Here is a 22,835-nt window from a genome sequence, read left to right on the forward strand (position 1 = left end):
AGAGTGTGGGGTTGCACTGTGGGTTTTTCAGCTAGGGACGAAGGCTCCGTTGGGCTCTCGGCCCGGCCATTCGCCTGGCCGATTCATCTCTTGCTCCGTATCCGTTGCCCGTCGTTTGTCCTGCCGTGGCGCCAGCTGCGCCTGCAGGCTCCCGGGCGTCTTTGCGGATTCTTCCCTCTGCGCCAGGCGGCTCTTCGTCTGAAGGATCTGCCGGTTCGGTCCGGCGGCTTTTCTCGGTTGCATCGAGTCTTTTGACGGGCGGCACTCTCGAGACGAAATGGACGCGTAGTTTCTGGATGGGTGTTGCCGATCCGGATATCTCCACAAGGATGGGAAATGCTGTATCCAGTCATTATCTGCGGGGGGGCCGATAGCCGACTCTGGCCCGCCTCTCGCGAGAAACACCCCAAGCCGTTCCTGCCTCTGCCCGACGGTCAGAGCCTGCTGCAGAAGACGCTTCTGCGGGCTGCTGGGCTCCCCGGCGTCACGGGGGTTCTGACGGTTACCAATCAGGAGTTGTTCTTCACCACCGAAGACATCTACCGCGAGGTCCGCCCCGAGCATTGTCGGCTGGACTACATCCTCGAACCGGTTGGGCGCAATACCGCGGCAGCCATTGCCAGCGCCGCGATTCATTTGCAGAACCGCTTCGGGCCGCAGTCGATCATGCTGATTCTTCCCGCGGACCATCTCATTCAGGAAGAGACGGTATTTGCCGAGGTAGTCCGTCACGCCAGTCAATTGGCGCTAGATGGGCTCCTGGTGACCTTCGGTATCGAGCCCACCCATGCCGAAACCGCTTTCGGGTACATCGAAACGGAGGCCAGTGAGGCGCCTGAGCACGGGGTGATGGTCAAGCGTTTCATCGAGAAACCGGATGCCGCCACTGCACAGAGCTACTGCGAAGCCGGGAGTTTCTACTGGAACTCCGGGATGTTCTGTTTCCAGGTGGGGGCCTTCCTCAGCGAGATGCGTACCCACGCGGCGGACGTGCTGAGTGCTGTCGAGGGGGCCTTCGCTTCATCCTTCGCTCAGGATGGCGGGCACTGCATTCGTCTTGATGCCAGTCGCTTTGAGGCGGTACCCGACATATCCATCGATTGTGCCCTGATGGAGCGCTCCAGCCGCGTTGCGACCATACCTTGTTCCATTGGTTGGAGCGACATCGGTTCCTGGTCAGCGATGAGCAGCCTGTTCGAAGCGGATCCGAACGGTAACCGGCTGGCCGGCCATTCACTTTCCCATTCCGCCTTCAACAATTTCGTCCACAGCCCTGATCGCCTGACGGCGCTCGTGGGTGTGGAGGACCTGATCGTAGTGGATACCCCGGATGCGCTGCTGATCAGCCATCGCGAGCATGCCCAGGACGTTCGTCACATCGCGCGGCAACTCAAGAAGGCCGGTGACGAGGTGTACTTCACCCATCGCACCGTGCACCGACCGTGGGGGACCTACACCACGCTTGAGGAAGGCGAGCGTTTCAAGATCAAACGCATCGCCGTCAAGCCTGGTGCGTCTTTGTCATTGCAGATGCATCACCATCGCAGCGAGCACTGGATCGTCGTCAGCGGGACGGCGCTGGTAACCAATGGGGAAAATGAACTCATGTTGCGATGCAACGAGTCCACTTTCATCCGGGCCGGTAACAAGCACCGTCTCGCCAACCCTGGCGTCATAGAACTGGTCCTGATCGAGGTTCAGAGCGGTGACTACCTCGGCGAGGACGACATTGTCCGCATCGATGATCGTTACGGGAGGGCATAGCTCTGGAGGTCAGCACGAAGTCAGCAAGTCGCACGCTTCGAACTCTCCCAAGGGTGATTGACCGATTGCCCCCCGATGAGTCGAAAGCCGGAATGCTTTTGTTTTGAGCAAGTTTTTGCCATTCGTTTTTGCAGGAAAGGACACATGACACGCAAAGTTGCACTCATCACCGGCATCACTGGACAGGACGGCGCCTACCTTGCCCGTTTTCTGCTGGAGAAGGGTTACATCGTTCATGGCATCAAGCGCCGGGCGTCGTCGTTCAATACCGACCGTATCGACGATATCTATCAGGACCCTCACAGCAAGGATCGGAGCCTGGTTCTGCATTACGGCGACCTGACCGATACCAGCAATCTGCTGCGAATCATCCAGGACTGCCAGCCCGACGAAATCTACAACCTGGGTGCGCAGAGCCATGTGGCTGTCTCCTTCGAATCCCCTGAATACACAGCTGACGTCGATGCGCTGGGTGCTCTGCGAATCCTGGAAGCCATCCGCATCCTGCGGCTGGAGAAGAAAACCCGCTTTTATCAAGCCTCCACCTCCGAGCTCTACGGGCAAGTGCAGGAAATCCCTCAGAAGGAAACCACTCCCTTCTATCCGCGTTCGCCCTACGCGGTGTCGAAGCAGTTTGCCTTCTGGATGACGGTCAATTATCGCGAGGCATACGGCATCTACGGCTGCAACGGCATCTTGTTCAACCATGAGTCTCCGCTGCGCGGAGAGACCTTCGTGACCCGCAAGATCACCCGCGGCCTGACCCGTATCGCCGTAGGTCTTCAGGACTGCCTGTACATGGGCAATATGAACGCCCTGCGCGACTGGGGACATGCCCGTGATTATGTCGAGATGCAGTGGCTCATGTTGCAGCAGGAAAAGCCCAACGATTATGTGATCGCTACTGGTCGCCAGTACTCGGTTCGCCAGTTCATCGAGCTCTCGCTGAAGGAACTGGATGTCACCATTGAATGGCAGGGTGAGGCCGAGGAAGAGATCGGCGTGGTCACCAGCGTGGCGAATGCCGCTGTAATTGGCATGAAAGCAGGCGACGTGATCGTTCGGGTCGACGCGCGTTACTACCGGCCGACCGAGGTGGAGACCCTGCTGGGCGATCCTGCCAAGGCCAAGTCCGACCTGGGTTGGGTGCCGAAAATCAGCTTTGAAGAGCTGGTGGCGGAAATGATCACCGAGGATCTCAAGCTAGCTCAGCGTGACGCCCTGGTCGAGCAGAGCGGCTACAAGATCATGGCCTACCACGAGTAAGGGATAGGAGTTGAAGTCATGCAGAATCTCCCCCTTGATACGCGCATCTACGTTGCGGGACATCGCGGAATGGTGGGTTCGGCCATCGTCCGCCAGCTTCGAGCGGCGGGCTACGAACACATCGTTACACGCACCCATGATCAGCTGGATCTCACTTCGCAGGCGGCGGTCCAGAGGTTCTTCACGGATAACCCGGTCGATTACGTTGTGCTTGCGGCTGCGAAAGTGGGCGGGATACATGCCAACAACGAGTATCCCGCCAGCTTCATCTACGAAAACCTGATGATCGAGTGCAACGTCATTCACCAGGCGTTCGCAGCGGGAGTGCGGAATCTGCTGTTCCTTGGCAGTTCCTGTATCTACCCGAAGCTGGCCAGCCAGCCAATGCGGGAAAGTGCGCTGCTGACCGGCGTGCTGGAGGCCACCAACGAGCCCTACGCGATCGCGAAGATCGCGGGTATCAAGCTCTGCGAGTCCTACAACCGGGAACACGGCACCAACTTCCGCTCGGTGATGCCGACCAATTTGTATGGCCCACATGACAACTATCACCCGGAAAACAGCCACGTCATCCCCGCCTTGATCCGTCGCTTCCATGAGGCTCGGCAGACGGGCGCCGAAGAGGTCGTGATCTGGGGCACCGGGACGCCGATGCGCGAGTTTCTGCACGTCGATGACATGGCTGCGGCCTGCCTGCATGTGATGAACATCGATGCGGAGACTTACTCGGCGAACACCCAGCCCATGCTTTCCCACATCAACGTGGGCACTGGCGAAGACGTGACCATTCGAGAGCTGGCCGAGTTGCTTGCCGACGTGGTGGGGTTTGAAGGCCGCATCGCCTTCGACAGCAGCAAGCCTGACGGCACTCCTCGCAAGTTGATGGATGTGGAGCGTCTGCGCGCGCTGGGCTGGCAGTCGCGCATCGGTCTCAAGGAGGGGCTGCAATCGGCATACGATTGGTACGTCCTGCACCTTGATCAAGACACCACAAGGCTCTGAGGCAGGCTGATGCTCTACGGTTTCCTGCGCGATGTGGTCCGGCTCAAAAGTGTCATCTTCGAGCTGGCGAAGCGCGATTATCAACAGATCAACCAGGGCTCCTACCTGGGATTCGTCTGGAATTACCTCCAGCCGCTGATGCATATCGCCCTGTTGTACGGCGTGTTCACCATCGGCTTTCGTCAGGGGGCTGTTCAGGATGATCTGCCGTTCAGTCTCTATCTCCTGAGTGGGATGATCTGCTGGCTGTATTTCTCAGGGAACGTGGCTTCTATCACCGGAGTGATTCGCTCCTATTCCTTCCTGGTCAAGAAGGTGGATTTCCGGCTGAGCGTACTGCCATTCGTGAAGTTGCTCAGCTCGCTACTGCCCCACGTATTGCTCTTGGTGCTACTGCTGGTGGCGTCAGCACACAGTGGGTTCCCGCTCGGGTTGCACACTCTGCAGTTGCTCTATTACTTCCTGTGCATGGCGGCACTGCTTGTCGGGCTGGGCTGGATTACTTCATCTGCGACCCTGTTCATTCCCGATGTGAGGAATGCGGTCGACATCATCACCCAGTTCGGTATGTGGCTGACTCCCCTGTTCTGGAACGTCAATATAATTCCGGAGCGCTACCGCTGGCTGACCGAGCTCAATCCGCTCTGTTACCTCGTGACCGGCTATCGCGATAGCCTGACGGGTACCCACTACTTCTGGCAGCACCCGCGAGAAACCTTGATCTTCTGGGGTATGACGCTGCTGTTGCTGGCCATCGGGACAGTGGTTTACCGCCGCTTGAAGCCCCACTTCGCGGAGGTGATCTGATGCAGCCGCTGGCTATCTCGATCAAGGGCGTTTCCAAGTTCTACAAACTGTACAGCGCCAACAAGGACAGGTTGAAGGAAGCCCTTCATCCGTTGGGCAAGAAATACCACGAGGATTACTACGCCATCCGTGACTTGAGCCTGGACATCCAGCGAGGGGAGATCCTCGGGATCGTTGGGCGAAATGGGTGTGGAAAATCCACCTTGCTCAAGCTGGTCTCCCGGGTGCTGCAACCCAGCGAGGGGACCATCGAGGTAAACGGCAACATCACCGCTCTGCTCGAACTGGGGGCCGGGTTCAATCCGGAGTTCACCGGGCGGGAGAACATTCACTTCTACTCGACGATCCTCGGCCTCTCATCCGAGGAAATCGAGCAATTGGCTCCGGCAGTCATCGAGTTCGCCGACCTGGGCCAATTCATCGACCAGCCGGTGAAGACCTATTCCAGCGGCATGAAGTCGCGACTGGGGTTTGCCGTCGCCGTTCATGTCGAGCCGGATATCCTGATTCTTGACGAAGTACTCGCAGTAGGCGACGCGGTCTTCAAGCGGAAGTGCTTCGCCAAGATGGAGGAGTTCTTCAAGGCCGGAAAGACCGTGCTTTTCGTATCCCATGACACCAACTCGGTGAACAAGTTGTGTACGCGAGCGGTGCTGCTGCACGGCGGCAACATCATCCTGGATGCAGAGCCCAAGGACGTGACGCGCTATTACGAAAAGCTCGCCTATGCGCAGGAGAAGGATCACCCGGCAATTCTTGATGAAATTGCAGCTTTCCGACCGAAAGGAACGGCGCCTCTTTCACATTCCCACACCGTGGAAAAGAGCACGGGCTTGATCGAGTCCGTACGGCCGGAGGCGGAAAAGCCACGTCTGCAGCCTTACTACATCCCTGAGCTAATTTCCAAATCCAGCCTGACGTACCCTTCTGATCGTGCGGAGATCATCGATCCTCACTTCACGACCTTGTCTGGCAAGCGAGTGAACGTACTGGTCAGCGGCGATGAGTATTTCTACACCTACACAGTGGCTTTCAAGGACGACGCCAGGCAGTTATCACTCGGCATGCAGTTCAAGGACGTGCAAGGAGTTGCAATCACCGCTGCCTCGCTCCACTACGACCCGCTCAGATTAATAGAGCAGGCACCTCGGAATTCGTCGCTCAAGGCCTCCTGGCGCTTCACCTGCAATCTGCTGACGGGGCATTACTTCAGCAACGCCGGTGTGGCAGAGGTCATCGGTGGCGAGCCCATCTACATAGCTCGGGTGGTCGACGCTGCGGTCATCAAGGTAATTGCGGACGAGAAGCGCATCGTGCGCGGCACGGTCGACCTCGGGCAAGTTCTTGAGGTAGAGACCTTGTGAAAAAGCCCATGCAGGATGATCAACTGATCTTCATGATCTCGCTGCCGCGAAGCGGTTCCACCTTGCTGCAGAGGATTCTTGGCGGGCATAGCGAAATCTATACCCGTTCGGAGCCGTGGTTGATGCTTCACTCCCTCTTTGCATTGAGAACTGAAGGAATTCAGGCCCGGTACAATGCTCAGGTGGCGGCAGCCGGCGTGCAGGACTTTATCTCGAACATGCCGGAGAAAGATGAGTCTTACTATTATTCTCAGATTAGAGACTGTTACCTTTCCCTTTATGGTACCTATCTGAGCGGAAGTGGAAAGCGGTGCTTTCTAGACAAGACGCCACGCTATTATGAAGTGTTTGATGAGTTACAAAAAACTTTTCCGAACGCAAAGTTCATTATCCTCTATCGCAATCCACTGGCAGTCCTGGCGTCCATGCTGGAAACATGGGTTAAAGGCAATTACCGGGGGTTGAAAGACTATCGTAGTGACCTCTACGATGGCGTGGAATTCCTCCAGCGTGACTTCTCCAGGTATTCTAATACTCACTTGGTGAAGTATGAGGATCTACTTCTCGATGCTGACTGCAAGGTGGAGGAAATTTTTAAGTTTCTCAAACTCCCCAATCAGCCAGAATGTATTGATTACGGCAATAATCCTGGTGAGCGCTGGAAGTATGGTGATCCGGTTACCATTTACAAAAAGAGCCGGCCAGATGCGCAGCATGCGAATGGCTGGCACAAACAGTTGGCTGTTCCGGAAAGTCGAAAGCTGCTGTTCGACTACCTGCAGATACTCGGGCGCCCCGCATTCGAGCGTCTGGGCTATAGCTTCGACGATGCATTGCGAGTTTTCGCAAGTTCTGAGCCGAGTGAGTCGGATTGCGCACCAAAGATCACTCTCTCACTTGCGAACCTGTTGTTGGCCGACTCAGAGATCGCACAGCGGGCCCATCAGCGCAATGCGAAATTGCAGCAGGACATCAAGGCTCTCGAGTTGCGTTGTCAGGAGGCTCAGCAACAGCTGAGCGAAGCAAGAGCGGAGCACCAGCAGGACTCCGGCCTTATTCAGGAGCTTTCTACACGCGTCAAGAACCTTGAGGGTCTGTTGGGTTCCAGAGACTTGCAGATCCAGGCACGTGACGAGCAGATCGGTTTGCGGGATGCGCAGATCAGGAACCGTGACGGGCAGATTGCTGAGCGCGATACGCAGTTGAGTGATCGTGACAGGCAAATTGCGGTACGCGATGCGCTGTTAGGTGATCGCGACGAGCAGATCAATGCACGAGATGCACAACTCCGGGATCGGGATGAGCAAATTGCCAATCGCGATGCATTGCTCAACAGACGAACTGCGGAGCTTGCAAAGCGTGATGCACAGCTGCAGGCCCATGAAGAGCGAAGTTGCCTTGGCGAGATTCAGCTTCAGGAGCGAAATGAGCAGATCAGTGTACTTGTCGGGCAGCTCAAGGAGCGTGATCAGCAAGTCAGCATCCGTGATACGCAGATGGAAGAGCAAAGCAAGACGCTCAGCCATCGGAATGCTCTGCTCAACGAACGAGACGAGCAGCTGAGGGCTCGTGACATTCGCGTCGGTGAACTTTCAGAGCAAATAGAGCGAGCGTCTCAGCAGATAGTGATACTCAATGATGCTCTTGGCCGGCAGGAAGCTGAGCTGGCAAGTTACGCAATACTGGCGAGTGAGAGTCAGATGAAACTTGAAGAAAGCTCTCTACAGTCCAGGCAGTTAGAGGGGCGCCTAAGTCTGTTGGTTGAAGCAGCTGAAAGGCTGACGGCCAGGAGAGTGCTGCGTTCTCCTCGTTACAAGATCAATGCTTACAGGAATTTGCTGGAAAGCTTTGCATCGGTTAGAGAGTTCATGCGCGCGACAAGGGAATGATCGCCAGTTGCGATAAGATTTATTTGTCTCCGCTGAGAGATATGGGGAGGGGTTTCGGTGAGTGAATTTGTTTTTAGCGTCGTGACGCCGTGCTACAACGCTGAGCGCTATATTGCTGAAGCAATCGAGAGTGTTGTTTCGCAGAGTGGTCCATTTAAGATTCAATATATAATTGTTGACGGTGGGTCTACAGACGCTACTTTACAGATCGTTGGTGATTATAAAAGAAAAATTGAGAGTGGTTACTATTCCGGGGCAAATCTCGGTGTGAGCCTGGAGTTGGTTTCCGAGTCGGATGAGGGGATGTATGACGCCCTTGCCAAAGGTTTTTCGCGCGCTGTAGGTGATGTTTGTAGCTACATCAATTCCGATGATTTTTACCAGCTAAACGCGTTCAGGTCGATTCATTCTGTGTTCTTGCATTTTGACAAGATGAATTGGCTGACTGGGCTGCCGAGCGTTTATAACTCCATTGGTTCGAATATAAAAAGGACAACGCCTTTCGAGTATCGGCGTGATTTTATTCGGAAGGGTGTCTACGGCCGGGAGTTGAACTTCATTCAGCAGGAAAGCGTGTTCTGGAGGACTTCTCTGCTTCAGCAGATCGATTTTTCTCGTCTTAAGCAGTTCAAGTTTGCCGGTGACTTTTATATTTGGCACGAGTTTTCGAAAAGAAACAAACTCTGGATTGTGGATTCCATCGTATCCGGATTCAGGACGCACCCAGGGAATAAGAGCTCTGATCTGGCTGCTTATAATAAGGAGTTTGATTCAGTCGCTTCTGAAGTGATGAGTCTAAGGGACAAGTTTGACCTGTTCCTGCACAAGAGAGCATGGCAGAAGCCCGATATACAGAAGCGAAGCTTATCTAAGTCCTTTATTTCACTGAGCAATCCAAAGCTGCAAGAGAAGTACGCTGCTCTGATCGAGGGATCTGCGTCGGTTGCCGCGCAGCACGGTGAGTTCGACACACCTCCCAAGCATAAACCATATGTTTCCATGGTTATCGGAAGCTTCAACAGGCTGCAGATGCTCAAGATCTGCATCGAAGCTGTCAGAGAGGAGCTTCAAGGTAAAGCCAGCGAAATAATTGTAGTCGACGGTGGGTCGACTGATGGAACCGTCGAGTGGTTACTGCAGCAGAAGGACATCATCACGATTGTCCAGCACAATCGGGGCGAGTGGAATGGCAAGCCTATTGAAAGAAAGCCCTGGGCTTACTTTATGAACCTTGCCTTCAAGGCAGCTTCAGGAAAGTTTGTGTGCATGCTCAGTGACGACTCGTTGATAGTTCCTGGTGCCATAAATGACGGTCTCTATCTGTTCGAGAAGCAACTGGCTGCCGGGCAGCGACTAGGCGCGGTCGCGTTTTATTTCAGGGATTACCCGCTGCGTAAGAAATATGCAGTAGCTGTGAATGTGGGGAATCTGTACGTCAACCATGGACTCTATCTGAAGAGCGCGCTGGATGAGGTTGGCTATATTGACGAGAATTATCATTTTTACTTCGCCGATACCGATCTCGTCTTGAAGATAAAGGCTAATGGATATGAGTGCATAGCTTCGCCCACTTCTTATGTCGAGCATTATTTTGAAGCAACTCCGGAGATACGGGCGAGTAATAATGACTCCAAAAAGGAGCATGACCGCCTTCGTTTGATCAACAAATGGAAGGGGGTAGCATACCCTGAAGAGGATTATTCCAAGTATCTCAAGACGGTGGGCTACTGGGATTATCATACGATTGATTTTGTTGATGATAGAAATACGATTGCCAAACTGATGGGGGCCGAAAATGATTGACATCGAGCAAGTCTTGCAGGCAGATAAATATCTGCTTAAGACTCGCTCGAAGTTAGGGCGGAAGCGGAATCTGCAAAATGCATCAAGAGAACTTTTCCTGACGGGTTTCAGTTTTCCGGAGAAAAGAACTGGTCAGTTTTTGTTTTTCCGGAGCTTGGAGCGTGCGGACTACAAAATGCTTTTTAATGGAATTGCTTCGGCGGTTCCTGAAGAAGATAGAATTGTAGTTGAAGACTTCGTTCGCCCGTCTCAGAATTCGGCTAGAAGAGCTTTTGTCCTGCTTTTTACTCTTCTTCCATTGTTTTTCATGATAAGGGCTGACTCTCTGTTCGAGAGAGCGTATCTGTATCTCAGGCTGTGTTATTACTATCGAGTGGTCAAGGCAATCTCGACGCTGAAGTTCGATAATTTGATTCTATTCTCTGATATGCAGCCAGTCGAGTGCTTGCTGGCGCAGTATTTTCGTCGGCGCGGAAAAAATACAGTAACTCTTCAGCATGGCCTGTACGCTGATTACGGAAGTTATCCGACGATTAATGTTATCAATTATCTTCATCAGCCGTCTGAGTATTTTCTGGCATGGGGGCGTGATACCGCTCAGCTGATTTACAGGTCAGGGGAGAATCGCAAGGTCGTGATCTGCGGGAAGCCCAGCGTAGCGTTGGCTTCCGTGGCAAGATCGAATGTTCAGATTTCTGCCGGGGGTGACATTAAATATTTCACCTTGGTCCTAGATCAGAATATATTTCAGACTCAGAACGTCGAGATGCTCAAGGTGCTTTCTGAGTATTCAAAAAGTTCCGGGCTGGCAATGAATGTACGTTATCATCCGGGTAATAATAGGAAAATATACGAGGGCCTTGGATATGAGTATCTTTCCGATCTTGATCTAAGTGCATCGGTCTTCGTTGTAGGGCATACGTCGTCCATGATGCACGAGATGCTCCTCGTCGGACTTCCGGTATTCAAGTTTGACTCGGATATACCGTGCGTGAAGATGCCCAGCGAACTTGTATTTAGTTCTGTCGAGCAGTTGAGAGGGTTGCTTGAAAAGGCCGAGCACGTCGATTTCGGAGCGTTAGCCAAGGATTACATCGCGTTTTTCGGTGATGAGTCCTTGAAACGCTATAGGGATTTTTTCTTCGCCCTCAAGAAAGGCGGCCACATCCTGCTTGACTGACATGGAGTGTTTTCATGAAGAATGAATTTGCATTGCTGGATTGCACTCTTCGAGATGGCGGTTATTACAACTCGTGGAATTTCGAAACCAGCCTGATCAACGAATACCTGCAGGCCATGGCCGCGCTCGGCGTTCATTATGTCGAACTGGGGCTTCGCTCGCTACGCAACGAGGGTTTCCGTGGCCCGTGCGCATTTACCACCGACGAGTTCGTAAACACCCTCGAAATTCCCGAGAGTCTGACTCCTGGGGTGATGATCAACGCATCTGAGCTGGTCGCCAAGAATGCCAATCTGGAACGCATTCTCGAGCGCCTTTTCCCCGTAGAGGCCTCAGAATCGCGTATCAAGCTTGTGCGCATCGCCTGCCACGTTCACGAGTTCTCTGCCGCATTGCCGGCCAGTTCCTGGTTGGTGGAACGAGGTTACAAGGTTGGCTTCAATCTGATGCAGGTCTCCGACCGTTCTCAGTCGGACATTGAGGCGCTAGCCAAGGAGGCCAGCAAGTGGCCGCTAGATGTCCTGTATTTCGCCGATAGCCTGGGCAGCATGAGCCCCGCTCAGTGCTCGCAGATCATCGGCTGGTTGCGTAATTACTGGTCGGGGCCCTTGGGGATCCATACCCACGACAACATGGGGATGGCGCTGCAGAACAGTCTGCAAGCTCTGGACGATGGCGTTACCTGGTTGGATGCCACTGTTACGGGGATGGGGCGCGGACCTGGCAATGCGAAGACTGAGTACCTGGTGCTTGAACTCTCCGAACGCTTCAACCTCAAGCCAAACATCACGCCACTGATGGGATTGATCCGTCGTTTCTTCCTGTCGATGAAGCAACGCTGTGGCTGGGGGGCAAACACCTACTACTATATTGCCGGCAAATACGGCATTCATCCTACCTACGTGCAGGAGATGCTCGCCGACTCCCGTTACAACGAGGAAGACATCCTTGCTGTCCTTGAGCATCTTCGGGTTGAAGGCGGGAAGAAATACAGCGCTGACACTCTGGACGCCGCCCGACATTTCTATCAGGGCATACCTCGCGGCCAATGGCGCCCTGCGCAAGTACTGGAAGGAAAAACCGTGCTCATCCTGGGGGCCGGCCCCGGTGTCGCCGAGCACCGTGGCGCGCTCGAGCGCTTCATTCGCGAGTCCGCTCCCTATGTGCTGGCGCTCAATACCCAGTCGGTCATTGCTGCCGAGTTGATCGATGCTCGCGTTGCCTGCCACCCCGTCCGACTGCTGGCCGACTGCGACGAGCATGCACGCTTACCCCAGCCCCTGATCACACCGGCAAGCATGTTACCTCCCGATATCCAGGAGTCGCTGCGCGGGAAGGAACTGCTCGACTACGGCCTGGGAGTGCAGAAAGGGGCGTTCGAGTTCGCCGCTGACCACAGTGTACTTCCTGCGGCTCTGGTGATCGTCTATGCGCTGGCAGTGGCCAATAGCGGCAAGGCAGCAAAGGTGCTGCTCGCCGGTTTCGATGGCTATGGCGCGGATGATCCACGCAGCCGCGAGATGCAGGAGCTTCTCAACGCTTATCTGGAGCAGGACGACCACGTGAAGCTGTGCTCCATCACGCCTACGCGTTACAGCATTCCCAGTAAATCCGTATACGCACTCTGAAGGTTGCCATGAAGTCTGTCGTCATCATTCCGGCTCGCTACAAATCCTCCCGCTTCCCTGGCAAGCCATTGGTGCCGTTGCTGGGGAAACCCATGATCCTTTGGGTGGCAGAGCTGTCCGCAGAGGCTGTCGGACGAGACTCGGTCTACGTGGCGACTGATGATGAACGGATCGCTCAGATTGTCGAGGCTGCTGGATTCTCTGCGGTGATGACAAGTTCTTCCGCGCTGACCGGAACTGATCGTCTGGCGGAGGCTGCCAGGCAGATCGATGCTGACATCTACATCAATGTCCAGGGTGATGAGCCGGTCATTGATCCGTTGGACATCCGCAAGGTACGGGATCTGAAGCGCGAAAACCTGGATTCGATCATCAATGCCTATTGCTGGATTCACGACGGCGAAGACCCCGATAGCGTGAATGTTCCGAAGGTCATCAGCAACGAGCAGAACCGTCTGATTTACATGTCACGCAAGGCGCTTCCCGGTTACAAGGATGAGAAGAACGCGCCGGCAAGGTACAAGAAGCAGGTTTGCATCTACGCCTTCACTCGGGAGGAACTCGAGGCGTTCCAGTCCTTTGGGCGCAAGAGTGCATTGGAAGCCTGTGAGGATATTGAAATCCTGCGCTTCCTTGAAATGAACAAGAGCATTCTCATGGTCGAGTCGTCTGGCGGCAGTTTGGCGGTAGATGTGCCCGAAGACGTTGCTCCTGTTGAGGCCGCTTTGCAGAGGCGGGAAGGGCAGTGAAGCTTTCCGACTACAAGACACTAATCTTCGATTGCGACGGTGTGATTCTGGACTCCAACAAGGTCAAGACGCAGGCGTTTTTCACTACTGCATTGCCGTACGGAGAAGCCGCAGCGATTGCGCTGGTTGACTACCACACAGCAAACGGTGGCATCTCCCGCTACCGCAAATTCGAATATTTTCTTTCCCACATCGTTGGACGGCACATCGACGAGGCAGCTCTCCAGCAGTTGCTCGTCGCTTATTCGAGTGAGGTTCACAAGGGGTTGCGTGAGTGCCAGTGTGCCGATGGCCTGGCAGAGTTACGTAGACTCACCCAGGGTAGCCGCTGGCTCGTAGCCTCCGGTGGCGATCAGCAGGAGCTGCGTGAACTCTTCCGCGAGCGAGGCCTGGCCGATTTGTTCGACGGGGGCATCTTCGGTAGCCCTGACAACAAGATCGATATCCTGCAAAGAGAAGTCGATAGCGCAAACATCCAGTTGCCGGCGCTCTTCATCGGCGACAGCCGATATGACCATGTAGCAGCCAGTCATTTCGATATGGGATTTGTCTTTGTGCAAGGCTGGACTGAGTTCGAAGGCTATATCGAATACTGCGAGCAACACGGTTTGAAAATAGTTGATTCGCTGAAGAGTCTTCTGCCAACTCTTCCCGAGAGGATTGAGTCGACCTAATCGCCTGCCTGTTCGGATTGCGGCATCCTGCCTGATCCGAGCGTCACACCACTTGAACAGCAAAAAAAGCCCGGCATCCTTGCCGGGCGTTTTCGTTTCACGTCGAACGCTTATTGCTGATGCAGCTTCCACGCATCCCCGTGGGGAGCGGTGCCCTTGTCGTACGGGCGGAACAGGGTCATGTAGGCCAGGCCCAGGACGATCACGACTCCACCCACCAGGATGATCCCGTAGTTCAGGTACCAGGGCGCATCCGGCGTGCGTGGCCAGGACATGTTGATGATCGCCAGCACGCCGTAGGTCAACGCCAGGATGTTCACGATCCAGCCCCAGTTGCCCAGGGTGAACGCGCCGCTTGGCTTCCAGCCGCGCACACGGGCGAACAGGGCGCCGCTGACGATCATCTGGAACGACAGGTAAATACCGATGGCGGCGAAGCTCACCACCATGGCGATGGCGTTCTGCAGGTAGAAGCCGGCGCAGACGATCACCGACGGGATCACGCCGCAGGCGATCAGCGCAGCCACTGGCACGTGGGTATTGGGCGACAGGCGCTTGAGCAGGCCGCTGCCCATCACCATCTCGTCGCGGGCATAGGAGTACAGCAGGCGGCTGGCGGCGGCCTGCAGGCTGAGCACGCAGGAGACGAACGAGACGATGATCACCGCCATCACCAGGCGCGCGCCGGTCACGCCGAAGGCGTTGTCGAGGATGGTGGTCATAGGGTCTTTGTCCGCGCCGGAGATAACGGCCTGCATATCCGGTACCGCGAGGATCAGCGCCAGGGCGGCGAAGATGGCCGCGCCACCGCCGATCCAGATGGTCATGCGCATGGCCTTGGGAATGCGGCGGCTGGGGTTCGGGGTTTCCTCGGCGACGTCACCGCAGGCCTCGAAGCCGTAGTAGAGGAACATGCCGGCCAGCGAGGCGGTGAGGAACGCCGGCCAGTAGCTGCCGTCGATGCGGATGTCGAAGGTGTTGAACAGCACGGAGAACGGCTGGTGGCGTTCGAAGATTAGCAGGTAGGTGCCGATCACCAGGGCGCCGAGCAGCTCGCAGATGAAGCCGAACATCGCCACGCGGGCCAGCAGCTTGGTGCCGGACAGGTTGAGCAGGGTAGCGATCACAGTCAGCGCCAGGGCGACGAAGGTGTTGGTCACCGGCGTGGATTCGAAGCCGAGCAGCGTGGCGATGTACGGGCCGGCGCCCAAGGCCACGGCGGCGATGGTCACGCACAGCGACACTGAATAGATCCAGCCGACCATCCAGGCCCAGCGCTTGCCCACCAGTCGTCTTGCCCAGGGGTAGACGCCGCCGGAGATGGGGAACTGGGAAACCACTTCGCAGAAGATCAGGCACACCAGCAGTTGCCCGATGCCCACCAGCAGGTAGGACCAGAACATCGGCGGCCCGCCGGCGGCCAGGCACAGGCCGAACAAGGTGTACACGCCGACCACCGGCGAGAGGTAGGTGAAGCCCAAGGCGAAGTTCTGCCAGAGGGTCATGCTGCGTTCGAAATTGGAGGTGTAGCCCAGCGCGCGGAGTTGCTCCGCGTCGCGGTCCAGGGCGGCGCCTGGCTGGATCGAGCTGTTCATCGTGGGTGTCCTGTATGAGGTTTTCGCGTCGGCAGCCAATCGGGTGCAACGGAAAGCGTTGTTGTTATTGTTCGGCGCGCGGGGCAGCCGCGCGCCGTCTTGCTCCAAACCTCTCGTATTCCGGATCGTGTTATAGCTTGATCCAGGTCGCCTTCAGCTCGGTGTACTTGTCGAAGGCGTGCAGCGACTTGTCACGGCCGTTGCCCGACTGCTTGAAGCCGCCGAAGGGCGCGGTCATGTCGCCGCCGTCGTACATGTTCACCCACACGCTGCCGGCACGCAGGGCGCGGGCGGTGAGGTGGGCCTTGGAGATGTCGCGGGTCCAGACCGCCGCCGCCAGCCCGTAGGGAGTGTCGTTGGCGATGCGGATCGCTTCCTCGGCGTCCTCGAACTCGATGACCGAGAGCACCGGGCCGAAGATTTCCTCGCGGGCGATCTTCATCGCGTTGCTCACGCCGTCGAACAGGGTCGGCTCGACGTAGGTGCCGCCGGTTTCCTCCAGCACGCGCTTGCCGCCGGTGAGGATCTTCGCGCCTTCGTCCTGGCCGGCCTGGATGTAGCCCAGCACCTGCTCCAGCTGGCGGCCGTCGACCAGTGCGCCGACGTTGGTTTCCGGGTCCAGCGGGTGACCGGCTTTCCAGCCCTTGAGGGCCTCGACCACCAGTGGCAGGAACTTCGCCTTGATCGATTTCTGCACCAGCAGGCGCGAGCCGGCGGTGCACACTTCGCCCTGGTTGAAAGCAATGGCCGCGGCGGCAGATTCGGCCGCGACCTGCAGGTCTGGCGCGTCCTCGAAGACGATGTTAGGGCTCTTGCCCCCAGCTTCCAGCCAGACGCGCTTCATGTTCGATTCGCCGGCATAGACCATCAGTTGCTTGGCGATCTTGGTGGAACCGGTGAACACCGCGGTGTCCACGTCCATGTGCAGCGCCAGGGCTTTGCCGACGGTGTGGCCGTAGCCCGGCAGCACGTTCAGCACACCGGCGGGAATGCCCGCTTCGATGGCCAGCTGGGCGATGCGAATGGCGGTCAGTGGCGAGCGCTCGGACGGCTTGAGGATCACCGAGTTGCCGGTGGCCAGCGCCGGGCCGAGTTTCCAGGCGGCCATCATCAGCGGGAAGTTCCACGGCACGATGGCGGCGACCACGCCCACTGGCTCGCGAGTGACCAGGCCAAGCTGATCGTGGGAGGTGGCGGCCACTTCGTCGTAGACCTTGTCGATGGCCTCGCCACTCCAGCGCAGGGAGTCGGCGGCGCCCGGGAGGTCGACGTTCAGCGAATCGCCGATGGGCTTGCCCATGTCCAGGGTTTCCAGCAGTGCCAACTCCTCGGCGTGCTCTTCCAGCAGGGCGGCGAAGCGGATCATCACAGCCTTGCGGGTGGCCGGCGCCTCACGCGACCAGACGCCGGAATCGAAGGTCGCGCGGGCGCTCTGCACGGCGCGCTCGGCGTCGGCGGCGTCGCAGCTGGCGACTTTGGCCAGCAGGCGACCGTCCACCGGACTGATGCAGTCGAAGGTTTCGCCGGAGGCGGCGGCAAGGTACTCGCCCTGGATGAAGGCGCGGCCTTCGATCTTCAGGGCCTTGGCGCGGGCTTCCCATTCGGCGCGGGTTGGCTGGCTCATGCGTATCGCTCCTCGTTCTTGCTGGTTGGCGGAGACGGCCTGCGGACCGTCGCTGGCAAATACATTTGAAACCATATCTTATGTTTTTGCGCTTGCCAATACGGGGCGAAAAATGTGTGTTCCAACGGGGTTTTCACCGCAAAAGACCTTGCCGTAAGTGCGGAAAGCGATTTAAAAATATGGAGACATAGTTTTTCGAGAAGCCTTAACCGGACTTGCCGATAGACTTCGTCACTCCTACCGAAGAGGAATATTCCGCGCAGGAAGCGTCCGCGCTCCGCGCATTGCTGCCTATGAATGAATTCAGGAAAGTCCGCCCCGCCAGTTTCATGCGCCTGCGCCAGGAAGGGCGCACCGAGGAGGTCGCGCGCCGGCTGGTGGAAATGGTTGATCTCGGCCTTTACGCCGAAGGCGAACAACTGCCCAGCGAAAACGAGCTGGCGATGCAGTTCGGCGTCGCCACCGTGACCCTGCGCGATGCCCTGGCGGAACTGCGCGAACGCGGCGTGATCGAGACCCGGCGCGGGCGCAACGGAGGAAGTTTCGTCTGCTCGCCGCAGCACACCTCCGAGGACGCGCTGTTGGGGCAGTTGCGCCAGATGAGTGCACTGGAGCTTCGTGATCTGGGCGACGAACACGTCGCTATCGCCGGTGCCACTGCACGCCTGGCGGCCCAACGTTCGACATCCGATGAGCAAGCGCGCATCGCCCAGTACCTCGATGCGTTGGCGACCGCCACTACCCGGCAGGAGCAGCGTCGCGCCGATGCACGTTTCCATATCGAGATCGCCGTTGCCGCCCAGTCCGTGCGCCTGACTCACGCAGAGACGCGCCTGCAGGCGGAAATCGGCGAATGGCTGTGGCTGCCGGTGGAAGGCTTCCCTGGTGCGGCGATCATTGTGCAGGAACACCGCGCCATTCTCGAAGCGATCATCGCCAGCGACTCGAACCTGGCCGGTGCGCTGGCCGAAGCCCATGTCACTCGTGGTATCAAGCGGCTGATCAACCTGCGCCTGAGTCTGCTGGCCGACGACGGCTGACTGGCACAGCGCTTGCTGCTGTCCCTGCGCGGTCAAGCGGACGCACAGAGTGATTTACCGATACGACCTTGCGAGCCCCTCTGGCTCGCCCCTGAGCAAGCACAACGACAAGAACAGCGAGGCCCCGGTCATGTCCAGCCAACAACCCACGGATGAACTCCAGCGCTGCGCCCAGCGCATCGACGCTTCCATCCGTAACGTTTTCCAGCGCCTTGACGAGCTGGCCGGCGATGTCGTGGCGATCTGGCGCACGCTGGCGGAGGAGGGTAAACGCCCGTCCTCGAAGGACCTAGGCGCGCTGCGCCCGCGCATCCAGCACGACCTCACCGATGACGGCACGCGCCTGCACGGCACCGGCGTGGTAATCGAGCCAGGCGAGCTGGCGGACCAGGAAATGTATCTGGAGTGGTGGTACCACGGCCGCGGCGACAAGGTCGTGCCCATGAGCCTGAACTTCAACCGGCGCAGTGAGAGCTTCTACAACTACCTCAACATGCCATGGTTCTCCCGCCCGCGTGCCAGTGGCCAACCCTCGGTCGTCGGGCCCTTCGTCGACCTCTATGGCACCGACCTGTACATCCTCGCCTTCTCCGTGCCGATCCAGGTGGACGGGCGCTTCATCGGCGTGGCTGCCGCCGACATCGCGTTGCACGAGTTCGAGGGTGTGCTGCTGGGCAGCCTGATGCAGATGGGCCATGAGGCCTTGGTGGTGAACGGCGAAGGACGTGTTGTCGCAGCCAATACAGCCAACTGGTTCAGCGGCGATCTCGCCCGGCGCACGCTGGGGCGTGATGCGCAGGGGCGCGAGCGGGAGCTGGCTGCGTCCTTCTCGCACTGGGCGGTCATTGAGCGACCACTGAACCGCCGCCTCGCCGGCGCTGCCTGAGGCTGCCAAACGCTGCGTAAACGGCTAGGCTAGTGCGGTTCCCTCATCGACGGATACCGCCATGAGCCAGTCGCTCGACACCCTCCCCGACTTCGAACCCCTGAGTGCAGTGGATGCCCGCGTTCTCGGGTGCCTGATCGAAAAGCAGCTCACCACCCCCGAAGCCTACCCGCTGACCCTTAACGCCCTGGTCACCGCGTGCAACCAGAAGACCAGTCGCGACCCGGTGATGAACCTCACCCCCGGCCAGGTCGGCCAATCCCTGCGCCATCTGGAAGGTCGCGAGATGACCCGCCTGGTCATGGGCAGCCGCGCCGACCGCTGGGAGCAGCGGCTGGACAAAGCGCTGGAACTGGTCAAGCCACAGGTCATCCTGCTGGGCCTGCTGTTCCTGCGTGGCCCGCAGACCCTCAACGAACTTCTCACTCGCAGCCAGCGCATGCACGACTTCGATGACACAGAAGAAGTCCGCCACCAGCTTGAGCGCCTCGCCGGCCGTGGCATGGCCGTGCAGCTGGAGCGCCATGCCGGCCAGCGCGAAGATCGCTACATGCATCTGCTGGGCACCGAGGAAGACCGCGAGGCTGCTATCGCTGCCAGCGGTAGCCGCGCTTCCAGCGAACGCAGTGACGGCGGCGGGCATGACGAGGGGCGTCTGGTCGAGCTGGAAGGCCGTATAGCGGCTCTCGAAGAGCGGCTCGCGCTGCTGGAAATGGGCATCTCCCGAGACTGATCCGGCAGTTTCTCCGGACAGGCCGACCAAGGTCGGCCTACTTGCCTGCTAATGCAGCGTTAATATTGGCCTTCGATAGTCATGCTTGCCCCCGCTTCACCCCGGAGTACCCGATGAGTCGCAAACCCTCCCAGGCCCAGCTGAAAGCCGTGCTCAGTCAGCTCATGGAAACCGATTTCAAATCTATCGGCGACCTTACCGGCCCACGCGAAGCGAACCTGTTTGCGATCCGCGAACTGTTCCGCCAAGGGGTGATCAAGGGCGTGCTGATCGACGACCCCTTCGGCGCCGAAGATGAGGACGGTCCTCTGCTATACAACGCGGAGCGGTTGCGCTTGCGCAAGCCATGCGTGGAAGTGGTGATGGAGGAACAGGCCGAACCGCTGATGCCACGGCTGGGATTCCTGACGCTCTAGGCAAATCTCGGGCAAGAAAAAAGGCGCTGGGCTTGAGGCTCAGCGCCTTTTTTCTTTGGATTTGGTGGGCCGGGGACGTTTGAACTGTATTCATAAGGTGCTGATTTATATTGATTTTCGTTTTGACGAAAAGGGTTGGGATACAGGATGGGATACAGCGCGAGTAGGGCTGGCCTCCCGGTCAGAACCAATAGGTGAATTTTTTTATTTTGCGACTGTGTAAAAACGGCTGGGCGTTCGGTGTCGAGCCTTTGAGCCTCCAGGGATTTGACCACCCCCCTCCAATGCGCTTGCCGGGGCCAGTAGCAGTGCGGGTTGCGGCTTGTCTGGCTAGAGGCTGGTGTGCTGGCTGTGTCCACCTTGCCACCTTTTATCGAGGTGGAAGAAGTTAAGAAAAACAGCATGTTAGGCGCTTGATTTGTCTATTTTTTGGCCAGAAAAGGTGGGCAAAGGGCACCGATTTCGCCGGACCAGAAAATCCGCGAACCGGGCGGGCCTGCCGACCGTAAAGAAAGTTTTGTTTTCTGGAGGGACCCGCTTCTAAAAGGAAGGCTGGATGGCGCAATGGCTAAAGGCTATTTTCTCGCAGACAACTCTTTAACGCGCTTGACTACGTACTGCTCAAAAAGAGGGTGGTACGTAATGTCAGACAAATTATCTTTAGCTGCAAACGCTCTAAGGATCGCTCCGCAAATTTCTGGTTCGCTGAGTGCTTTAGATTTTTGGAATGTGGCAGCCAAAGTCGCGTTAACACTTTGTAGCTTTTCTTCGGCGCGCATGTCCGAGAGGATAGTCGCTAGAATCTCGCGCCAACTTCTATCGTCTATCTCGGTAATATCTACGCCCGTAAATCGCCAGCTGAAATAAATCCTATCGTCGATTTCAAACTTCTCAAATTCGTTATCAGTGCCGAATATGAGTTTTTTCATGAAGGTATGTCTTTCTGGCGCAAAATATGGTGCCGCGCTCGATCTTGCGAGTTGAATCAAGCGGAAGCTCGGATCGACATAGGCACAAATAACTGGGGCGGGAATGGATTTGAATATCTTGATGAACGCCGCATCTTTTGATGAGCCGGATTTTCTAAGGATGCCTCGGAAATAGTCGGCTACTGATTGGGACTTTTCGAACTCTTCAGATAGCCAGTCAGTTGGCATTAAAAGCTCGGCTGCAAAACGATTCGCCTCGGACTCCATTTGCAGATATTCGAAGTCTTCTTCTCCAGGCTCTAGGTGTGAGACGATGGTTCCAGTGTGCCAGGGGATAACGATATGACCCAATTCGTGCGCCAGCGTGAACTTCATGCGCGTTTCTGGAGCATTAGAGTTAATAAGTATTTTGGGTCTTTCTAACTCGCCAATACCAATTGTTATTCCGTCAGCTCCTTGTGGGAGTTGCAAGAACTCAACATCGCCATATTCAGAGGCTAAGTCCACAAGATCGAATGGAGGAAGTAGCATTCGCTTAGCCAGTACCCGCCGGGCCATCTTTTCCTCTTTGGTCATTAGATTTTGCCCATGACTTTCAACCATTTTTCTATTTGTCTGGCCTCAATAGCTGAACGCGCACGCGCAGCTAAAGCATATCGTTCTTGATTAATTTCCTCGTCTAGAGATATGCCTTTGTGATGCGCAGATAAAATGAAAGGAAGAATCGAGGGATTTGTAGCCCAAACAGCATATTCATCCCAGTTCATTCCAAGGAATTCATGCAGCTCTTGATCTGCACCTGCACGTCCTTCATGCCAGTCTTCGACAAATTCTTCTATTTCTTCAGCCAATACGTCGCCGGACAGGCAAAGTTTTATAAAGCTCATTGCACCTCCCTCCTAATTTGGATTGATTCTACGGCCGCGCACTGGCGGCTTAAGCAAGAAGCCAGTAGTTGGGCAGGCCGATCCGAGGTGATAGCCCCGCCTGTCGAATACTTCAAACTCTCCGTGCAAGGAGTCCCACGAGTAGTACCGCTTCTCGGCGGGGTCGAAGTAATACTTTCTATTTCCCTCGACAAAGGCAACTTCGAACTTGTCAACTATCGACGGCTTAGGTCTCGGTTTTCCGCCCATCCTAACTCCTTATAAGTTGGGTTCTCACGGAGGCAGCTATGACAAAGGGGCAAGTAGGTTGGTAGCTACATCAAAGCTGGCCGCCACTATGCAGAAATTCCACCGTATCCAGCAAGGCCGCCTACACCTACTCCCCTGTAATCATTGCTGCGTCATAGGTTGAGCCCAGCGGCGGCGGGGTGATGGCCGCATTGCCGGGCTTGGCTTGTCTCGGTTGTATCTTCCCTATCGAGCCGTTGGGTTGTGCAGCGCGGCTGTAGTGGTCAACCCATCCCGGACAGTGGGTTGAGTTTTTCTTCGGCCACCGCAGGCGGTAGCCCGTCGTTGAATTGATGCGGCCTGATCCAGTT

At 56.7% G+C, this 22,835-nt stretch carries 21 protein-coding genes; 15 read left to right on the plus strand and 6 right to left on the minus strand.

Features of this window, described 5'->3' with window-relative positions:
* Positions 1-336 precede the first annotated feature (336 nt).
* The 11 genes from ACIPK7_RS22650 (at position 337) to ACIPK7_RS22700 (ending at position 14,126) form a co-directional block, all read left to right on the plus strand.
* Positions 337-1,764 (plus strand): mannose-1-phosphate guanylyltransferase/mannose-6-phosphate isomerase, encoded by a 1,428-nt coding sequence (locus ACIPK7_RS22650; protein WP_401090304.1) that lies wholly within the window; start codon positions 337-339, stop codon positions 1,762-1,764.
* Between the two features lie 144 nt (positions 1,765-1,908).
* Positions 1,909-3,030 (plus strand): GDP-mannose 4,6-dehydratase, encoded by a 1,122-nt coding sequence (gene gmd, locus ACIPK7_RS22655; RefSeq protein ID WP_401090306.1) that lies wholly within the window; start codon positions 1,909-1,911, stop codon positions 3,028-3,030.
* An 18-nt stretch (positions 3,031-3,048) separates the two neighbouring features.
* Positions 3,049-4,032: a GDP-L-fucose synthase family protein gene (locus tag ACIPK7_RS22660; protein ID WP_401090308.1), complete on the plus strand. Its 984-nt coding sequence runs from the start codon at positions 3,049-3,051 to the stop codon at positions 4,030-4,032.
* A 9-nt stretch (positions 4,033-4,041) separates the two neighbouring features.
* Positions 4,042-4,839 carry an ABC transporter permease gene (locus ACIPK7_RS22665; RefSeq protein WP_192435542.1) on the plus strand — a complete coding sequence of 266 codons (798 nt, stop codon included), beginning with the start codon at positions 4,042-4,044 and terminating at the stop codon, positions 4,837-4,839.
* Complete coding sequence (locus tag ACIPK7_RS22670) at positions 4,839-6,203, plus strand: ABC transporter ATP-binding protein (protein ID WP_401090310.1); 1,365 nt, start codon at positions 4,839-4,841, stop codon at positions 6,201-6,203. The genes ACIPK7_RS22665 and ACIPK7_RS22670 overlap by 1 nt, the downstream gene beginning before the upstream one ends.
* An 8-nt stretch (positions 6,204-6,211) precedes the next feature.
* Positions 6,212-8,092, plus strand: coding sequence for a sulfotransferase (locus tag ACIPK7_RS22675; protein ID WP_401090312.1), 1,881 nt, complete (start codon positions 6,212-6,214; stop codon positions 8,090-8,092).
* 57 nt (positions 8,093-8,149) lie between these two features.
* On the plus strand, positions 8,150-9,895 hold the full coding sequence (locus ACIPK7_RS22680) for a glycosyltransferase (RefSeq protein WP_401090314.1): 1,746 nt from the start codon (positions 8,150-8,152) through the stop codon (positions 9,893-9,895).
* A complete protein-coding gene (locus ACIPK7_RS22685; protein WP_401090316.1) occupies positions 9,888-11,075 on the plus strand; it encodes a hypothetical protein in 1,188 nt (395 codons plus the stop codon). Before ACIPK7_RS22680 ends, ACIPK7_RS22685 begins: the two co-directional genes overlap by 8 nt.
* A 14-nt stretch (positions 11,076-11,089) precedes the next feature.
* Positions 11,090-12,703 carry an aldolase catalytic domain-containing protein gene (locus tag ACIPK7_RS22690; RefSeq protein WP_401090318.1) on the plus strand — a complete coding sequence of 538 codons (1,614 nt, stop codon included), beginning with the start codon at positions 11,090-11,092 and terminating at the stop codon, positions 12,701-12,703.
* Positions 12,704-12,711: 8 nt separating this feature from the next.
* Entirely contained in the window at positions 12,712-13,452 is a 741-nt protein-coding gene (locus tag ACIPK7_RS22695; protein ID WP_192435548.1) for a 3-deoxy-manno-octulosonate cytidylyltransferase, read from the plus strand.
* Positions 13,449-14,126, plus strand: coding sequence for an HAD family hydrolase (locus ACIPK7_RS22700; RefSeq protein ID WP_192435549.1), 678 nt, complete (start codon positions 13,449-13,451; stop codon positions 14,124-14,126). The genes ACIPK7_RS22695 and ACIPK7_RS22700 overlap by 4 nt, the downstream gene beginning before the upstream one ends.
* A gap of 110 nt (positions 14,127-14,236) precedes the next feature.
* On the opposite strand, the gene ACIPK7_RS22705 is transcribed toward ACIPK7_RS22700, so the two are convergent.
* Together ACIPK7_RS22705 and ACIPK7_RS22710 are read right to left on the minus strand one after the other, a co-directional pair.
* A complete protein-coding gene (locus ACIPK7_RS22705) occupies positions 14,237-15,721 on the minus strand; it encodes an APC family permease (protein WP_401090320.1) in 1,485 nt (494 codons plus the stop codon).
* Positions 15,722-15,851: 130 nt separating this feature from the next.
* A complete protein-coding gene (locus ACIPK7_RS22710; RefSeq protein WP_401090322.1) occupies positions 15,852-17,345 on the minus strand; it encodes an aldehyde dehydrogenase in 1,494 nt (497 codons plus the stop codon).
* A 293-nt stretch (positions 17,346-17,638) separates the two neighbouring features.
* Between ACIPK7_RS22710 and ACIPK7_RS22715 the strand changes: the two genes are divergently transcribed.
* The 4 genes from ACIPK7_RS22715 to ACIPK7_RS22730 all read left to right on the plus strand — a co-directional run bounded on the left by ACIPK7_RS22715 (position 17,639) and on the right by ACIPK7_RS22730 (position 20,420).
* A complete protein-coding gene (locus ACIPK7_RS22715; protein WP_401090324.1) occupies positions 17,639-18,385 on the plus strand; it encodes a FadR/GntR family transcriptional regulator in 747 nt (248 codons plus the stop codon).
* Between the two features lie 130 nt (positions 18,386-18,515).
* A complete protein-coding gene (locus ACIPK7_RS22720; protein ID WP_192435552.1) occupies positions 18,516-19,271 on the plus strand; it encodes a cache domain-containing protein in 756 nt (251 codons plus the stop codon).
* A 61-nt stretch (positions 19,272-19,332) separates the two neighbouring features.
* Positions 19,333-20,004 (plus strand): YceH family protein, encoded by a 672-nt coding sequence (locus ACIPK7_RS22725; RefSeq protein ID WP_401090326.1) that lies wholly within the window; start codon positions 19,333-19,335, stop codon positions 20,002-20,004.
* A 113-nt stretch (positions 20,005-20,117) separates the two neighbouring features.
* A complete protein-coding gene (locus ACIPK7_RS22730) occupies positions 20,118-20,420 on the plus strand; it encodes a hypothetical protein (protein ID WP_401090328.1) in 303 nt (100 codons plus the stop codon).
* Between the two features lie 575 nt (positions 20,421-20,995).
* Here ACIPK7_RS22730 and ACIPK7_RS22735 read toward each other — a convergent pair.
* From ACIPK7_RS22735 to ACIPK7_RS22750, 4 genes are all read right to left on the minus strand, one after another.
* Positions 20,996-21,925 (minus strand): ImmA/IrrE family metallo-endopeptidase, encoded by a 930-nt coding sequence (locus ACIPK7_RS22735; protein WP_401090330.1) that lies wholly within the window; start codon positions 21,923-21,925, stop codon positions 20,996-20,998.
* Positions 21,925-22,236, minus strand: coding sequence for a hypothetical protein (locus tag ACIPK7_RS22740; RefSeq protein WP_401090332.1), 312 nt, complete (start codon positions 22,234-22,236; stop codon positions 21,925-21,927). The genes ACIPK7_RS22735 and ACIPK7_RS22740 overlap by 1 nt, the downstream gene beginning before the upstream one ends.
* A gap of 12 nt (positions 22,237-22,248) precedes the next feature.
* A complete protein-coding gene (locus tag ACIPK7_RS22745; RefSeq protein WP_401090334.1) occupies positions 22,249-22,485 on the minus strand; it encodes a colicin E3/pyocin S6 family cytotoxin in 237 nt (78 codons plus the stop codon).
* A 127-nt stretch (positions 22,486-22,612) separates the two neighbouring features.
* Positions 22,613-22,835 (minus strand): hypothetical protein (locus ACIPK7_RS22750; RefSeq protein WP_401090336.1); only part of this gene is annotated, 223 nt, incomplete at its 5' end.

It is taken from the genome of Pseudomonas sp. NPDC086581 (genome assembly GCF_044746165.1).
Taxonomy (GTDB): domain Bacteria; phylum Pseudomonadota; class Gammaproteobacteria; order Pseudomonadales; family Pseudomonadaceae; genus Pseudomonas.

Bases quoted from the DNA above. Each gene is read 5' to 3' on its own strand.
- ACIPK7_RS22650 (WP_401090304.1), top strand. From the start codon at position 337: ATGCTGTATCCAGTCATTATCTGCGGGGGGGCCGATAGCCGACTCTGG.
- gmd (WP_401090306.1), top strand. From the start codon at position 1,909: ATGACACGCAAAGTTGCACTCATCACCGGCATCACTGGACAGGACGGC.
- ACIPK7_RS22660 (WP_401090308.1), top strand. From the start codon at position 3,049: ATGCAGAATCTCCCCCTTGATACGCGCATCTACGTTGCGGGACATCGC.
- ACIPK7_RS22665 (WP_192435542.1), top strand. From the start codon at position 4,042: ATGCTCTACGGTTTCCTGCGCGATGTGGTCCGGCTCAAAAGTGTCATC.
- ACIPK7_RS22670 (WP_401090310.1), top strand. From the start codon at position 4,839: ATGCAGCCGCTGGCTATCTCGATCAAGGGCGTTTCCAAGTTCTACAAA.
- ACIPK7_RS22675 (WP_401090312.1), top strand. From the start codon at position 6,212: ATGCAGGATGATCAACTGATCTTCATGATCTCGCTGCCGCGAAGCGGT.
- ACIPK7_RS22685 (WP_401090316.1), top strand. From the start codon at position 9,888: ATGATTGACATCGAGCAAGTCTTGCAGGCAGATAAATATCTGCTTAAG.
- ACIPK7_RS22690 (WP_401090318.1), top strand. From the start codon at position 11,090: ATGAAGAATGAATTTGCATTGCTGGATTGCACTCTTCGAGATGGCGGT.
- ACIPK7_RS22695 (WP_192435548.1), top strand. From the start codon at position 12,712: ATGAAGTCTGTCGTCATCATTCCGGCTCGCTACAAATCCTCCCGCTTC.
- ACIPK7_RS22705 (WP_401090320.1), bottom strand. From the start codon at position 15,721: ATGAACAGCTCGATCCAGCCAGGCGCCGCCCTGGACCGCGACGCGGAG.
- ACIPK7_RS22710 (WP_401090322.1), bottom strand. From the start codon at position 17,345: ATGAGCCAGCCAACCCGCGCCGAATGGGAAGCCCGCGCCAAGGCCCTG.
- ACIPK7_RS22715 (WP_401090324.1), top strand. From the start codon at position 17,639: ATGAATGAATTCAGGAAAGTCCGCCCCGCCAGTTTCATGCGCCTGCGC.
- ACIPK7_RS22720 (WP_192435552.1), top strand. From the start codon at position 18,516: ATGTCCAGCCAACAACCCACGGATGAACTCCAGCGCTGCGCCCAGCGC.
- ACIPK7_RS22725 (WP_401090326.1), top strand. From the start codon at position 19,333: ATGAGCCAGTCGCTCGACACCCTCCCCGACTTCGAACCCCTGAGTGCA.
- ACIPK7_RS22730 (WP_401090328.1), top strand. From the start codon at position 20,118: ATGAGTCGCAAACCCTCCCAGGCCCAGCTGAAAGCCGTGCTCAGTCAG.
- ACIPK7_RS22735 (WP_401090330.1), bottom strand. From the start codon at position 21,925: ATGACCAAAGAGGAAAAGATGGCCCGGCGGGTACTGGCTAAGCGAATG.
- ACIPK7_RS22740 (WP_401090332.1), bottom strand. From the start codon at position 22,236: ATGAGCTTTATAAAACTTTGCCTGTCCGGCGACGTATTGGCTGAAGAA.
- ACIPK7_RS22745 (WP_401090334.1), bottom strand. From the start codon at position 22,485: ATGGGCGGAAAACCGAGACCTAAGCCGTCGATAGTTGACAAGTTCGAA.